Annotated in this window: 10 protein-coding genes; 4 read left to right on the forward strand and 6 right to left on the reverse strand. The window is 59.1% G+C overall.

Annotated elements, in window-relative coordinates; genetic code table 11:
* The first annotated feature begins 26 nt into the window (after positions 1–26).
* The gene (locus tag AACY52_RS13140) at positions 27–470 is read left to right on the forward strand and encodes a hypothetical protein (RefSeq protein ID WP_339415563.1); all 444 of its coding nucleotides are present in this window, start codon (positions 27–29) and stop codon (positions 468–470) included.
* A gap of 157 nt (positions 471–627) precedes the next feature.
* On the opposite strand, the gene AACY52_RS13145 is transcribed toward AACY52_RS13140, so the two are convergent.
* Entirely contained in the window at positions 628–1,521 is an 894-nt protein-coding gene (locus AACY52_RS13145) for a LysR substrate-binding domain-containing protein (protein WP_339415562.1), read from the reverse strand.
* A 124-nt stretch (positions 1,522–1,645) separates the two neighbouring features.
* Between AACY52_RS13145 and AACY52_RS13150 the strand changes: the two genes are divergently transcribed.
* The 3 genes from AACY52_RS13150 to AACY52_RS13160 all read left to right on the forward strand — a co-directional run bounded on the left by AACY52_RS13150 (position 1,646) and on the right by AACY52_RS13160 (position 4,905).
* Entirely contained in the window at positions 1,646–2,923 is a 1,278-nt protein-coding gene (locus tag AACY52_RS13150; RefSeq protein ID WP_339427277.1) for an MFS transporter, read from the forward strand.
* 75 nt (positions 2,924–2,998) lie between these two features.
* On the forward strand, positions 2,999–4,267 hold the full coding sequence (locus AACY52_RS13155; protein ID WP_339435790.1) for an AAA family ATPase: 1,269 nt from the start codon (positions 2,999–3,001) through the stop codon (positions 4,265–4,267).
* Positions 4,264–4,905, forward strand: coding sequence for a retron system putative HNH endonuclease (locus AACY52_RS13160; RefSeq protein WP_339427279.1), 642 nt, complete (start codon positions 4,264–4,266; stop codon positions 4,903–4,905). The genes AACY52_RS13155 and AACY52_RS13160 overlap by 4 nt, the downstream gene beginning before the upstream one ends.
* Positions 4,906–4,953: 48 nt before the next feature.
* Here AACY52_RS13160 and hemE read toward each other — a convergent pair whose 3' ends face one another.
* The 5 genes from hemE to aroB form a co-directional block, all read right to left on the reverse strand.
* Entirely contained in the window at positions 4,954–6,021 is a 1,068-nt protein-coding gene (gene hemE / locus AACY52_RS13165; RefSeq protein ID WP_339560542.1) for a uroporphyrinogen decarboxylase, read from the reverse strand.
* 143 nt (positions 6,022–6,164) lie between these two features.
* Entirely contained in the window at positions 6,165–7,583 is a 1,419-nt protein-coding gene (locus AACY52_RS13170; protein ID WP_339415559.1) for an FAD-dependent oxidoreductase, read from the reverse strand.
* A 32-nt stretch (positions 7,584–7,615) separates the two neighbouring features.
* Positions 7,616–12,061: a glutamate synthase large subunit gene (gltB, locus tag AACY52_RS13175; RefSeq protein WP_339415558.1), complete on the reverse strand. Its 4,446-nt coding sequence runs from the start codon at positions 12,059–12,061 to the stop codon at positions 7,616–7,618.
* A 348-nt stretch (positions 12,062–12,409) separates the two neighbouring features.
* Positions 12,410–13,963 (reverse strand): AAA family ATPase, encoded by a 1,554-nt coding sequence (locus tag AACY52_RS13180; protein ID WP_339427280.1) that lies wholly within the window; start codon positions 13,961–13,963, stop codon positions 12,410–12,412.
* Between the two features lie 9 nt (positions 13,964–13,972).
* On the reverse strand, positions 13,973–15,073 hold the full coding sequence (aroB, locus tag AACY52_RS13185; RefSeq protein ID WP_065875726.1) for a 3-dehydroquinate synthase: 1,101 nt from the start codon (positions 15,071–15,073) through the stop codon (positions 13,973–13,975).
* Positions 15,074–15,196: the final 123 nt, after the last annotated feature.

The raw sequence follows: 15,196 nt of genomic DNA on the forward strand, positions 1-15,196 counted from the left end.
CTTTTTAATCGATTGGTGAATACGCAATGTCTTCCTTGCTACGCGCGACCCTGATCACCCTGGCCTTGCTGACCACCGCTGGCTGCACCAGCAAACCAGTGCTCAACACCCAGCACGACCTGCCGGCCACTGCCCAGGTCAGCGAAGAGAAAATGAAAACGGTGATCGTCAACGCCCTGCAAAAGCGCGAATGGACGGTACAACGCCTGAGCCCGCAATTGGTGCAGGCCGAGATCACCGTGCGTAACCAGTACTACGCCGCCATCGACATCCGCTACACCCGCAACAGCTACGCCATCACCTACCGCGACAGCCGCGAACTGGGCTACAAAGACGGCAAGATCCATCGCAACTACAACCGCTGGGTGAGCATGCTGGACCGCGACATCATGGCGGCGTTGCGCAGTAATGGCGTGAGTGAGTCTGGGAATGCGGCGCAGTTGTTTGAGCAGACGGGCACTTCGAAATAAAACTGGCGCTCGCTGCGCGCCAGAAACGACAAAGATCAAAGGTGGGAGTTGGCTTGCCTGTGATGCGGACGACTCGATGGATCAGGTATGCCGAGGGGATGCTATCGCAGGCAAGCCAGCTCCCACATCGATCTGCTTCGCTTTGAAGTACGCGTTCTTACTGAGCGGATTTACGCGTCAACAACTCCACAAACGCCGCTGCCATCGGCGTCTGCGCGCCTTTTCGCTGCACCAGCCACACCGCCGTCACCGCCTCCGGATCCAGCAGCGTGCGATACACCACCCCGTCGATCCGTATGCGCTGATAGGAGGCCGGCAACACCGACACGCCCAGCCCCGCCGCGACCAGGCCAATGATGGTCATCGCCTCCCCCGCTTCCTGGGCAAAGTGCGGGCTAAACCCGGCGTCACGGCACAGGCTGAGCAACTGCGCGTAGAGCCCACTGCCATAGCTACGCGGGAAAAACACGAACGGTTCTTCCGCCAGCTGCGCCAGGTGCAGGCCATGCTCACTGCCAGCTACCAATGGATGGCCGGCGTTCATTACGGCCACCAGCGGTTCGCGCATCAGCTCGACCACACTCAATGAATCCGGCAACGGCAATGGCCGCATCAGCCCGACCTGAATAGACTCATCCACCAGCGACTCGGCCACCTCGGTGCTGCTCATCTCCTGCAGATTGAGGTGCACCGCCGGAAACGCCTGGCGAAACGCAAAGATCGCTTGGGGAATGCTGGAGTTAAACGGTGCCGATGACGTGAAGCCGATCTTCAATTCGCCCAGCTCACCCAACTGCGCCCGGCGCGCCACGTCCGCCGCTTTGTCGACCTGAGCCAGCACCAATCGCGCCTCATGCAGGAACAACCGTCCCGCCTCGCTCAGCTCGACCCGACGATTGGTACGCTCAAACAAACGTGCACCCACTTCCTGTTCCAGCGCCTGAATCTGCTGGCTCAGCGGCGGCTGCGAGATGCCTAGCACCTGCGCAGCCCGGCCAAAGTGCAGTTCTTCGGCGACGGCAATGAAGTACCGCAAGTGACGCAATTCCATACAGGCCTCATTAGGTCGTAAAAGATATCAAACAGGTCGAACAATATATTGGAAAGAATCATTAGCCAGCTATATTCTTTTTTGCATGGCCGGTCCTGGCACGCTCTTCCTCCCCGAGGTCCCCGTGAATTCTGCTGTCGCTCCACTCGCTCAAGAAGTCCCGCCCACTGCCCTGGATGAGGTGGTGGCCCAGCTCAATGACGCGTACATCGAAAAAGGCACACCGATGTTCATGCGTACGGTACTCGCGCTGTTCTCCGGGGGGTTCGCCACCTTTGCCCTGCTGTATTGCGTGCAACCGATGATGCCGGCGCTGTCCCACGAGTTTTCCATCAATGCAGCGCAAAGCAGCCTGATCCTGTCCGTGTCCACTGCGATGCTCGCGCTGGGCCTGCTGATTACCGGGCCGATTTCCGACACCCTGGGACGTAAACCGGTGATGGTCGCCGCGCTGTTCTGCGCGGCGCTCGCGACGATTGCCAGTGGTTTGATGCCTTCCTGGGAGGGGATTTTATTCATGCGCGCGCTGGTGGGCCTGTCACTGAGCGGCCTGGCCGCCGTGGCCATGACCTACCTGAGCGAGGAAATCCACCCGCAGCACATCGGCCTGGCCATGGGCCTGTACATTGGTGGCAACGCGATTGGCGGCATGAGCGGGCGCCTGATCATCGGCGTGTTGATCGACTTCGTCAGTTGGCACACCGCAATGCTGATCATTGGCGCCCTGGCGCTGATCGCCGCCACGGTGTTCTGGAAAATCCTCCCCGAATCGCGCAACTTCCGCGCCAGCAGCCTCAAGCCGCGCAGCCTGGTGGACGGTTTTGTCATGCACTTCAAGGACGCGGGCCTGCCGTGGCTGTTCCTTGAAGCGTTCCTGCTGATGGGTGCGTTCGTGACGATGTTCAACTACATCGGCTATCGCCTGCTGGCCGATCCCTACGGCCTGAGCCAAGCCGTGGTCGGCCTGCTGTCGCTGGTCTACCTCTCGGGGATCTACAGCTCAGCGAAAATCGGCTCCCTGGCCGACCGCCTCGGCCGCCGTCGCGTATTGTGGGCCACCATCGTGCTGATGCTTGCGGGCATGACGCTGACCTTGTTCACACCGCTATGGCTGATCGTGCCGGGCATGCTGATCTTCACGTTCGGCTTCTTCGGCGCCCACTCGGTGGCCAGCAGCTGGATCGGCCGCCGCGCGGTGAAGGCCAAGGGGCAGGCGTCTTCGTTGTACCTGTTCTGCTACTACGCGGGATCGAGTGTGGCGGGGACGGCGGGTGGGTTCTTCTGGCACTATGCCGAATGGAACGGGATTGGGGCGTTTATCGTGGCGTTGTTGATTGGAGCGTTGCTGGTGGCGTTGAAATTGGCGAAGTTGCCGCCGTTGCAAGGTGCAAAAAGCACGTAACACCTGCGCCTCTAGCGGTTCTGCCGGGCCAAGGTACACTGACGGCATTCGTCAGCCTTGGTAAAGGAAAGCCAGATGCGCCTGGACCAGCTTCATATTCAGAATTTTCGTTGCTACGATGAGGCCACTTTTGACTTCCAACCCGGGTTTAATCTGGTCGTGGGGGTTAATGGGAGCGGCAAGACTTCGTTGCTGCAAGCGGTGGCGTCAAGCCTTTGCAACTTCTCAGGCGCCATGGGCAGACACGAGGCCCATATATCAGATCAAGATGTACGGTTTACCGTTCAGCAATTCAATGACCGTTTCAGGTATGAGCACATCTATCCACTGGTGTTGAGTGCTACAGGTTCTGCATTTGGCCTCACCAATTGGAAGATTTCCAAGGATCGTAAAGACCAGTCACAAAGCCACAACTATGAAATTCATACGACCCTCTCAAAAAAAATCGATCACCTAGATTCAGAGCATATCTTCGATCTTCCACTGTTTACTTTCTACCGAGCTAACCGCCGATGGACATCGGCCCAAGTGTCTCCCGAACTTGCAGCGACACAGAAATCGTCAAGACTCGATGCGTATGTAGATTGGTTTGATGCAGCTGTAAATTTACAAAATTTTGAAAGTTGGTTCATAGGAAAAACTCTAGAACGCTTACAACGTATTTCCCGATCAGACTCTTCACGGGATTTTGACGATGAGCTTCATTGGGTAAATACAGCGCTAAAATTTGCATTACCTGACTCGAAAGGCATTGAGTACGACTTGGGGCTTCGTACGTTGCTAGTGCATGTCGACGAACAGATTAGTTTGCCTTTTAGCAGTTTAAGCGATGGGCAACGCGGCATGATCGCTCTGGTTTCAGATATTGCCAGACGTATGTGTCTCCTAAACCCTCACATGGGAAGTCGAGTTTTAGAAAACACCTATGGCATCGTTATTATTGATGAGCTCGATATCCACCTGCATCCCGGATGGCAGCGCAGTATTGTTTCAGCGCTGAAAAACGCATTCCCGAAGATCCAATTTATTGCTGCCAGTCACTCACCGCAAATAATCGGTGGTTTGAAGCCTGGTGAAATCATGCTCTTGAATAAAAGGGATGCCTCACACCCTCACGTTTCCTACGGACTTGACTCCAGCAGAGTTCTGGAGGAAATCATGGGAGTCTCCGAACGCGAACCAGAAATTGAAACGCTCCTCAGCGAACTCTTCAGTACCCTCGAAGACAATGACTTTAAAAAAGCCAAAGCTCAGCTTCAAGCACTCAAGGAAAAAGCTCCCGGCCTTCCCGAGTTCTTAAGAGCTGAGGCGCTTCTTAAGCGTAAGGAGATGATTGGTCGATGAAGCGAGTTATCAAAGGCACTGAACCTGCATCATTTACCGAGTGGAAGTCGATGGCGAATGAAGCGTGGTCTCCCACCTATTCAGAGCTACGACATCCACAGAAAAAAGAGCTACATGCCAGCCTGCTGACCGAACAAGGTTATGCCTGTTGTTATTGCGGAGACAAAATCACCCTGGACTCGAGCCATATTGAACACTTTCGCCCCCAGAAAAACCATAGTCATTTGGACTTGGAATACACCAATCTCCACGCATCCTGCCAAGGTGAAACGGAAACGCCCAAGCCGGCACATTGCGGCCATAGCAAGGGGAGTGACTTCTGCGAAGATTCTCATATATCTCCGCTAGAGGATAACTGCGAAAGCCGTTTCAGATTTACATTACTGGGTGAAATCAAAGGCAGTAATGACGATGTTTCTGCCGAAGCTATGATCGAACTGCTCGCACTTGACATTGAGTTCTTGAATAGCCGCCGCAAGGAAAAGCTGGAAGGTGTTTTCGATAACGACTTTCTAGCTGATTTCACGATTGAGGAGCTGGAGAAAATCATCCAGCGATCTCGTCAGCCCCTCAGCGGTCAACATGAAGCTTTCGATCATGTCGTTGCCCGCTACGCGGAGCAGCTACTCGGACATTAACCAACAAAAACGCCCGGCATAAACCGGGCGTTTTCTATTGTGCGACGATCACTCGTGGTATTGCGCCGACAACTCGTGCACCGCACGCAGGAAGGCACCGGCATGTTCCGGGTTCACTTCCGGCGTAATGCCATGACCGAGGTTGAATACATGCCCGGTGCCCTTGCCGTAGCTGGCGAGGATACGGCCGACTTCGGTGCGGATCGCTTCCGGCTTGGCGTACAGCACGGTCGGGTCCATGTTGCCTTGCAGCGCCACACGGTTGCCCACGCGCTGACGGGCTTCGCCAATGTCGCACGTCCAGTCCAGGCCGAGTGCGTCTGCACCTGCGTCAGCAATGCTTTCCAGCCATAGGCCGCCCCCTTTGGTGAACAGGATGACCGGAACCTTGCGGCCTTCGTGTTCGCGGATCAGGCCGCTGACGATTTTGCGCATGTAAGCCAAGGAGAACTCCTGGTAGGCCGCCGCCGACAGGTTGCCGCCCCAGGTGTCGAAGATCTGCACCGCTTGCGCGCCAGCCATGATCTGGCCGTTGAGGTAGCTGGTAACCGACTGTACCAGCTTGTCCAGCAGCAAGTGCATGGCTTGCGGGTTGTCGTAAAGCATGGCCTTGGTCTTGCGGAAGTCTTTCGACGAACCGCCTTCGACCATGTAGGTGGCCAGGGTCCATGGGCTGCCGGAGAAGCCGATCAGCGGCACGCGGCCGTTGAGTTCACGGCGGATGGTGCTGACGGCGTCCATCACGTAGCCCAGGTCCTTGTGCGGGTCCGGGATCGGCAGGGCTTCGATGTCGGCCAACGTGCTGACGACTTTCTTGAAACGCGGGCCTTCGCCGGTTTCGAAGTACAGGCCTTGGCCCATGGCGTCAGGGATGGTGAGGATGTCGGAGAAGAGGATGGCCGCGTCCAGTTGCGGATAGCGGTCCAGTGGCTGCATTGTGACTTCGCAGGCGAACTCCGGGTTCATGCACAGGCTCATGAAGTCGCCGGCGTGGGCGCGACTGGCGCGGTATTCCGGCAGGTAGCGACCGGCCTGGCGCATCATCCACACGGGGGTGACGTCCACGGGTTGCTTGAGCAGGGCACGAAGGAAACGGTCGTTCTTCAGGGCAGTCATGTCGGCATCCGCAAAAAAAGTGCGGGCATTTTCTCAGAGCCAGAAGGAGAAAGACAGTGACTAGCGACAAGCTACAAGCGGCAAGTTAAAAGCGCATTTGCTTTCACTTGCCGCTTGCAGCTTGAAACTGGCAGCTAACATCGCTAGACGTTCAGGTAATCCAGAATCCCTTCGGCAGCGTTACGGCCTTCGAAGATCGCGGTCACTACTAGGTCAGAACCGCGCACCATATCGCCACCGGCAAAAATCTTCGGGTTGCTGGTCTGGTGCTTGTACTGGCCTTGTTCCGGGGCTACAACGCGACCCTGGCTGTCGGTCTGAATCTCGAACTGCTCGAACCACGGCGCCGGGCTTGGGCGGAAGCCGAAAGCGATGACAACGGCGTCAGCCGGGATGATCTCTTCAGAACCCGGGATCGGCTCAGGGCTGCGACGGCCACGGGCGTCCGGTTCGCCGAGACGGGTCTCGACCACCTTCACGCCTTCGACGCGGTCTTCACCGACGATAGCGATCGGCTGGCGGTTGTAGAGGAATTTCACGCCTTCTTCCTTGGCGTTCTTCACCTCTTTGCGCGAGCCGGGCATGTTGGCTTCGTCACGACGGTACGCACAGGTCACCGATTTGGCGCCCTGGCGGATCGACGTGCGGTTGCAGTCCATCGCGGTGTCACCACCGCCGAGCACCACAACCTTCTTGCCTTTCATGTCGACGAAATCTTCCGGCGACTTTTCAAAGCCCAGGTTGCGATTCACGTTGGCGATCAGGAAGTCCAAAGCGTCATGCACACCCGGCAGGTCCTCACCGGCAAAGCCGCCCTTCATGTAGGTGTAGGTGCCCATGCCCATGAACACGGCATCGTATTCGGCGAGCAACTGCTCGATGGTCACGTCTTTGCCGATCTCGGTGTTCAGGCGGAATTCAATGCCCATGCCGGTGAACACTTCACGCCGGTTGCTCAGTACGGTTTTTTCCAGCTTGAACTCGGGGATGCCAAAGGTCAGCAGGCCACCGATTTCCGGGTTCTTATCGAACACCACCGGGGTTACGCCACCCCGTACCAGCACGTCGGCGCAGCCCAGGCCAGCAGGCCCGGCACCGATGATCGCGACGCGCTTGCCGGTCGGCTTGACCTTGGACATGTCCGGGCGCCAGCCCATGGCGAACGCGGTGTCGGTGATGTACTTCTCGACCGAACCGATGGTTACCGCACCGAAGCCATCGTTGAGGGTGCACGCCCCTTCACACAGACGGTCTTGCGGGCACACCCGGCCGCACACTTCCGGCAGGGTATTGGTCTGGTGCGACAGCTCGGCGGCGGCGAGGATGTTGCCCTCGGCCACCAACTTGAGCCAGTTGGGAATGAAGTTGTGCACCGGGCACTTCCATTCGCAATACGGGTTACCGCAACCCAGGCAGCGGTGGGCCTGGTCGGCCGAGTGCTGGGGTTTGAAGGGTTCGTAGATTTCCACGAACTCTTTCTTGCGTTGACGCAACAGTTTCTTCTTCGGATCTTTGCGCCCGACATCGATGAACTGGAAGTCGTTATTCAGACGTTCAGCCATGTTAAAACCTCATCAAACTCTTCAGGCGCATGTCACTGCGGGTTGGCACGGATGCTGGAAAGCAACGATTTCAGGTTGGCCGCCTTGGGCTTGACCAGCCAGAAACGACGCAGGTAATCATCGAGGTTTTCGGCGAGGTTACGACCCCATTCGCTGCCGGTTTCCTCAACGTACTCGTCCAGCACGTGCTGCAAGTGGTTCCGATAGGATTCCATGGCTTCGCCGCTGATCCGCTGGATCTCGACCAACTCGTGGTTGACCTTGTCGACGAAGGTATTGTCCTGGTCGAGCACGTAGGCGAAACCGCCGGTCATGCCTGAACCGAAGTTGTAACCGGTCTTGCCCAATACGGCTACAAAGCCCCCGGTCATGTACTCGCAGCAGTGATCGCCAGTGCCTTCCACCACGGTGTGAGCACCGGAGTTACGCACGGCGAAACGCTCACCGGCGGTACCGGCGGCGAACAACTTGCCACCGGTGGCGCCGTACAAGCAGGTGTTGCCGATGATGGCACTGTCCTGGCTCTTGTAGACGCTGCCTTTAGGCGCAACGATCACCAGCTTGCCGCCGGTCATGCCCTTGCCCACGTAATCGTTGGCATCGCCTTCCAGGTACATGTGCAGACCACCGGCGTTCCACACGCCAAAGCTCTGGCCCGCAGTGCCGTTGAAGCGGAAGGTAATTGGCGCCTTCGCCATGCCTTGGTTGCCGTGCTTGCGCGCGATTTCGCCGGAGACGCGTGCGCCGATGGAACGGTCGCAGTTGCAGATATCCAGGGCAAATTCGCCACCGCTGGCGTCGTTGATCGAGGCGCCGGCCATTTCGACCATCTTCTCGGCCAACAGGCCTTTGTCGAAGGGTGGGTTGCGGTCCACTTGGCAAAACTGTGGCTTGTCTGCCGGGATGTGGTCGCTGCCCAACAACGGCGTCAGGTCCAGGTGCTGTTGCTTGGCGGTCTGGCCTTCGAGGATCTCCAGCAGATCGGTGCGCCCGATCAGCTCTTCCAACGAACGCACGCCCAGCTTGGCCAGCCACTCACGGGTTTCTTCGGCGACGTAGGTGAAGAAATTCACCACCATGTCGACGGTGCCGATGTAGTGATCCTTGCGCAGCTTCTCGTTCTGCGTCGCCACACCGGTGGCGCAGTTGTTCAGGTGGCAGATGCGCAGGTATTTGCAGCCCAGGGCAATCATTGGCGCAGTGCCGAAGCCGAAGCTTTCAGCGCCGAGGATTGCAGCCTTGATCACGTCGAGGCCGGTTTTCAGGCCGCCGTCGGTCTGCACACGGACTTTGCCGCGCAGGTCGTTGCCGCGCAGGGTCTGGTGAGTTTCAGCCAGGCCCAGTTCCCATGGCGCGCCGGCGTACTTGATGGAGGTCAGCGGGGATGCGCCGGTGCCGCCGTCGTAGCCGGAGATGGTGATCAGGTCGGCATAGGCCTTCGCGACACCCGCGGCAATGGTGCCCACACCGGCTTCCGCGACCAGTTTCACCGAGACCAGGGCCTGCGGATTGACTTGTTTCAGGTCGAAAATCAGCTGCGACAAATCTTCAATCGAGTAGATATCGTGGTGCGGTGGTGGCGAGATCAGCGTCACGCCCGGCACTGCGTAACGCAGCTTGGCGATCAAACCGTTGACCTTGCCGCCGGGCAGTTGGCCGCCTTCGCCAGGCTTGGCGCCTTGGGCGACTTTGATCTGCAGCACTTCGGCGTTGACCAAGTACTCCGGGGTTACACCGAAACGGCCCGTCGCCACCTGTTTGATTTTTGAGCTTTTTAGGGTGCCGTAGCGCGCCGGGTCTTCACCGCCTTCGCCGGAGTTGGAACGCGCACCCAGGCGGTTCATGGCTTCGGCCAGGGCTTCGTGGGCCTCAGGCGACAAAGCACCGAGGGAAATACCCGCGGAGTCGAAGCGCTTGAGGATCGATTCCAGCGGCTCGATTTCGCTGATGGCCAGCGGCGTGTCCAGGGTTTTCACTTTGAACAGGTCACGGATCATCGACACCGGGCGGTTATCCACCAACGCAGTGTATTGCTTGAACTTGGCGTAGTCGCCCTGCTGCACGGCGGCTTGCAGGGTGCTGACCACATCCGGGTTGTAGGCATGGTATTCGCCACCGTGCACGAACTTGAGCAGGCCGCCTTGTTGGATCGGCTTGCGCGCGCTCCAGGCTTCCGCGGCCAGGGCTTTCTGTTCGGCTTCGATGTCGACGAAACGCGCACCCTTGATGCGGCTTGGCACGCCACGGAAGCTCAAATCGCAGACTTCTTCGGACAGGCCGATGGCTTCGAACAACTGCGCGCCACGGTACGAAGTGACAGTGGAGATACCCATCTTCGACAGAATCTTCAACAGGCCCTTGGTGATGCCTTTACGGTAGTTCTTGAACACCTCGTAGAGGTCGCCCAGCACCTCACCGGTACGGATCAAATCACCGAGCACTTCGTACGCGAGGAACGGGTACACCGCCGAAGCGCCAAAGCCGATCAACACCGCAAAGTGGTGCGGGTCGCGGGCTGTGGCAGTTTCGACGAGGATGTTGGAGTCGCAACGCAGGCCTTTTTCGGTCAGGCGGTGGTGTACCGCACCGGTTGCCAGGGATGCGTGGATCGGCAGCTTGCCCGGCGCGATGTGACGGTCGGTCAGCACGATCTGGGTACGACCGGCGCGCACGGCTTCTTCGGCCTGGTCGGCGACGTTGCGCACAGCGGCTTCAAGGCCAAGGCTCTCGTCGTAGTTCAGGTCGATGATCTGGCGGTCGAAGCCTGGGCGTTCCAGGGTCATCAGCGAACGCCACTTGGCCGGGGACACGACCGGCGAGCTGAGGATCACGCGGGAGGCGTGCTCAGGCGATTCCTGGAAGATATTGCGCTCGGCACCGAGGCACACTTCCAGGGACATCACAATGGCTTCGCGCAGCGGGTCGATCGGCGGGTTGGTCACCTGGGCGAACTGCTGGCGGAAATAGTCGTACGGCGTACGCACACGCTGGGACAGCACGGCCATTGGCGTGTCATCGCCCATGGAGCCGACCGCCTCGTAGCCTTGCTCACCGAGCGGACGCAGCACCTGGTCGCGCTCTTCAAACGTGACCTGGTACATCTTCATGTACTGCTTGAGCTGGTCGACGTCGTAGAAAGCCGAACCGTGGTCGTTGTCTTCCATGGTCGCCTGGATGCGCAGGGCGTTCTTGCGCAGCCATTGCTTGTACGGGTGACGGGACTTCAAACGGTTGTCGATGGCGTCGGTGTCGAGGATCTGCCCTGTTTCGGTGTCCACGGCGAGGATCTGGCCAGGGCCTACGCGGCCTTTGGCGATGACGTCTTCCGGCTTGTAGTTCCACACGCCGATTTCCGACGCCAGGGTAATGAAACCGTTGGTGGTGGTGACCCAACGCGCCGGGCGCAGACCGTTACGGTCGAGCAGGCACACCGCGTAGCGGCCGTCGGTCATTACCACACCAGCCGGGCCATCCCACGGCTCCATGTGCATCGAGTTGTACTCATAGAACGCCCGCAGATCGGGGTCCATGGTCTCGACGTTCTGCCACGCAGGCGGAATGATCATGCGCACGCCACGGAACAGGTCGATGCCGCCGGTGACCATCAACTCGAGCATGTTGTCCATGCTGGAGGAGTCGGAACCCACACGGTTGACCAGCGGGCCGAGCTCTTCCAGGTCCATCAGGTCGTTGGCGAACTTGGTGCGACGGGCCACGGCCCAGTTGCGGTTGCCGGTGATGGTGTTGATCTCGCCGTTGTGGGCGAGGAAGCGGAATGGCTGGGCCAGCGGCCATTTCGGCAGGGTGTTGGTGGAGAAGCGCTGGTGGAACACGCAGATTGCGGTTTGCAGGCGCTCATCGCTCAGGTCTGGATAGAAGGCGGTGAGGTCCGCCGGCATCATCAGGCCTTTATAAATGATGGTCTTGTGCGAAAAGCTGCAGATGTAGTGCTCGGTATCGGCGGCGTTGGACACGGACGAACGACGACGCGAGGTGAACAGCTTGATCGCCATGTCCTGGTCGCTCAGGCCATCGCCAGCGATGAACACTTGTTCGATCTGCGGCAGGCGCTCAAGGGCCAGGCGGCCGAGCACGCTGGTGTCGATCGGCACTTTGCGCCAGCCAACGAGTTGCAGGCCCGCAGCGAGGATCTCGCGGTTCATGTTCTCGCGAGCGGCCTCGGCTTTAACCGGGTCCTGGTTGAAAAACACCATGCCCACGGCGTACTGCTTGGGCAGGTCGACCGCGAAATGCTGTTTGGCGATGGCACGCAGGAACTGGTCGGGCTTTTGAATGAGCAAGCCACAACCGTCACCGGTCTTGCCGTCGGCGTTGATCCCACCACGGTGGGTCATGCAGGTCAGGGCCTCAATGGCCGTTTGCAGAAGGGTATGACTGGGCTCGCCCTGCATATGGGCTATCAGGCCGAAACCACAGTTATCCTTGAATTCATCGGGTTGATACAGACCTGCTTTCATAGACACTTTCTCACCAGGCTGCCTCTTATACCGAGGCAAATTTCTTTTCAATTCAACCGGTTACCTTCCACGCCGAACGTACGCCGGCTTAGCGGGGGCAAAAGGGAGGTCATTGTACACACCGACACAGACGCTCACAAATTTAGCGACGAAATGTCGCAAATCTATGTCGCATTTATGAAAGGTTTAAAGCGATATGCTGTGCTAGTCAAAACTTTTTTAATTCTGACCGCTACGACTCAAAAGCTACGTGACGCAGACACCACAAAGCGCGCGGCCTTCAGGGCTGCACGCTGTTGTAGTTTTTTGAGGTGCCGGGAGGGCGGCCTGGGTAAGGCCGCCGGACCTTCAGCGAGTTGTTGCGAGTTCTTGTTGAACGCTGGCAACAGTGCGAGGCCAAGGTTTACCAGCCTGAACCTTCGCTGGCAAGGATTTGATCGCGGAATCTGCGGCAGCGCGGCTGGAGAAGCTGCCGTAGGTGATCACGTAGAGAGGCTTGCCGTTAAGCATTTTCTTGAAATAACGGTACTCGCCGCCCTGCTCTTTCACGAACGCCTGGGCATTGGCTTCCGAGCTGGTGCCAAGGATCTGCACCACGAAGTTGCCGGTTGGCTGGCTGGCGTACCAGCTGCTGCCAGCGGCGCCGGCTTTGGCGACAGTGGCGGCTGGTTTTTCAGCAGGCTTGGCAGCCGGAGCTGGCTTGGCGGCAGGTGCTGGCGCGACCGGCTTGGTCACTGGCGCAGGCTTGGCAGTGGCCACCGTAGGCGCAGGTGTTGGCGTGGCAGCCGGCTGGCCCGCTGGCACGCCCGCAGGTGGTGCGGTGGTGGTCACGGTCGGCGGCGTAGCGCTGGAACCTTCCACCGGCACACCGTCGTCACCTTCGGCAATGCCACCCGCTTCTTCAGCGAGCGGGCCGCGCATGACGGGCTGGCCGACCATCGGCAGGTTGGTCGGTTGGCCGGAGTTGGCAAACTCAACGTTTGGCGTGGGCTTACCCAGTGGCAACTGCGCCTGTTCGGTTGGCGCGCCGGCAGTGGTCGGTGCTTTGCTGCGACCCGGGATCAACCAGGCAGCCGCTACAGCGACCACGACAACGGCGGAAATCGCCAATACGTGCTTCTTAGGCATAGTGAACCCCATCTTTGGACGCTTGACCGCGGTGCGGCTGGCAATCATGGCTTCGATCATGGCATCGCGGGCAACCTGATTGATGTTGCCAGGCCAGCCGTCGGAGCTTTCGTGAATATCAGAGATCTGCGCAGCGGAGAAAAGTTCGATACCCGCCCCGGCGCCCTCCAGGCGTTGAGCCAGGTATTCGCGAGTTTCTTCCTCTTCGTACGGCTGCAGCTCGATGACGTGGAACAGCTCCTGATCACCACTGATCTGCTCGAGGTCGGCGATCAACGACGACTCGCCAAACAGGAACACGTGCGGGCGACCTTCCGGCGTACCCGCCGCCAGCGCCAACAGCGCTTCCAGAGCCGATTCGTCGAGCTGCTCGGCGTCATCCACCAGCAGGTAGACTTCCTGGCCGGTCAGACCGAGCTGCACAACCTGCTTGAGGATCGCGTTCGGCTCGGCTGTGGCCACGTCCAGCGCCTGGGCAACCTGGCGCAACACGCCGGCCGCATCACCGGCACCACGGGCTGACACCACCACACTCTGTACCGACTGCTTGTTGGTGCTAGCCACCAGGGCCTGGCGCAGCAGCGTCTTGCCGCTGCCCAACGGGCCGGTCACGACCAGCAGCAGTTGGCTGTAGCGCGCCAGGTGATGCAACTGACCAAGCACCGGTTTGCGCTGGGCCGGGAAAAATTTGAAACCAGGCACCCGTGGAGCAAAGGGGTCGTGGCTTAACTGGTAGTGGCCGAGGAACGCCTCGTCGGCATGCAAACTAGTCATCGGGTCTGATTAACCTTTCAGCTGAGCCAGGGCACGGTAATCCGCTCCCAGCGTGGCTTGTAAAATCTCTTTTGGATAATCGTCGGTCACTACCGCTTCGCCCATGTGGCGTAGCAGCACCAGTCGCAGTCGACCGTCGATCACTTTCTTGTCTATCGCCATATGTTCGAGGAAGTCCGCCTCAGTCATCTCCTCAGGCGGGATGACCGGCAAACCGGCGCGCTGGAACAGGTGGATACCGCGATCACGCTCCTGGGCGCTGATCCAGCCCAAGCGCTGCGACATCTCCAACGCCATCACCGTGCCAGCAGCCACGGCCTCGCCATGTAGCCACACACCATAGCCCATGTGCGTTTCGATCGCATGGCCGAAGGTATGGCCCAGATTTAACGTGGCCCGCACACCGGACTCCCGTTCGTCGGCATTCACCACCAGCGCCTTGGCGGCGCAGGAACGGGAAATCGCTTCGGTCAGTGCCACCTGGTCGAGGTTGCGCAATGCGTCTACATGCTCTTCCAGCCAGGTCAGGAATGGCTCGTCGCAGATCAACCCATACTTGATGACTTCCGCCAGGCCAGCCGACAACTCGCGCGGTGGCAGGGTGTTGAGTGTCGCGGTGTCGATCAGCACGGCTTGAGGCTGATAGAACGCGCCCACCATGTTCTTGCCCAGCGGGTGGTTGATACCGGTCTTGCCGCCCACCGACGAATCGACTTGGGACAACAGAGTGGTCGGCACCTGGATAAAGTCCACGCCACGCTGGTAACAGGCGGCTGCGAAGCCGGCCATATCACCGATCACGCCGCCGCCCAAAGCAATCACCGTGGTGCGGCGGTCATGGCGTGCGGTCAGCAAGCCATCAAAGATCAGTTGCAGGGTTTCCCAGTTCTTGTGGGCTTCGCCGTCGGGCAAGATCACAGAAATAACCGAGTACGCCGACAGGCTGCGGCTCAAACGCTCAAGATACAGCGGCGCGACCGTTTCGTTGGAGATGATCGCCACTTGCCGCCCGGCAATGTGCGGTGCGAGCAACTCGGGCTGGTCCAGCAGACCTTCGCCAATATGGATCGGGTAGCTGCGCTCGCCTAGATCGACCTTAAGTGTCTGCATGTGTCCCCGCGTTAGAGATGTATTGACGACCGGCAACGTCAAGATCTGACATCACCTGATGGCTCTACGCCACACCCCGCAGGGTGATAGCGCGCCGCCGAGAATAGCGCATTTCGGGCCCAG

The organism is Pseudomonas sp. EA_65y_Pfl1_P113 (assembly GCF_963970525.1).
In the GTDB taxonomy this organism is placed as follows: domain Bacteria; phylum Pseudomonadota; class Gammaproteobacteria; order Pseudomonadales; family Pseudomonadaceae; genus Aquipseudomonas; species Aquipseudomonas tritici.

Excerpts from the sequence above, each read along its gene's own strand:
- AACY52_RS13140 (WP_339415563.1), top strand. The coding sequence starts at position 27 with ATGTCTTCCTTGCTACGCGCGACCCTGATCACCCTGGCCTTGCTGACC.
- AACY52_RS13145 (WP_339415562.1), bottom strand. The coding sequence starts at position 1,521 with ATGGAATTGCGTCACTTGCGGTACTTCATTGCCGTCGCCGAAGAACTG.
- AACY52_RS13155 (WP_339435790.1), top strand. The coding sequence starts at position 2,999 with ATGCGCCTGGACCAGCTTCATATTCAGAATTTTCGTTGCTACGATGAG.
- AACY52_RS13160 (WP_339427279.1), top strand. The coding sequence starts at position 4,264 with ATGAAGCGAGTTATCAAAGGCACTGAACCTGCATCATTTACCGAGTGG.
- hemE (WP_339560542.1), bottom strand. The coding sequence starts at position 6,021 with ATGACTGCCCTGAAGAACGACCGTTTCCTTCGTGCCCTGCTCAAGCAA.
- AACY52_RS13170 (WP_339415559.1), bottom strand. The coding sequence starts at position 7,583 with ATGGCTGAACGTCTGAATAACGACTTCCAGTTCATCGATGTCGGGCGC.
- gltB (WP_339415558.1), bottom strand. The coding sequence starts at position 12,061 with ATGAAAGCAGGTCTGTATCAACCCGATGAATTCAAGGATAACTGTGGT.
- AACY52_RS13180 (WP_339427280.1), bottom strand. The coding sequence starts at position 13,963 with ATGACTAGTTTGCATGCCGACGAGGCGTTCCTCGGCCACTACCAGTTA.
- aroB (WP_065875726.1), bottom strand. The coding sequence starts at position 15,073 with ATGCAGACACTTAAGGTCGATCTAGGCGAGCGCAGCTACCCGATCCAT.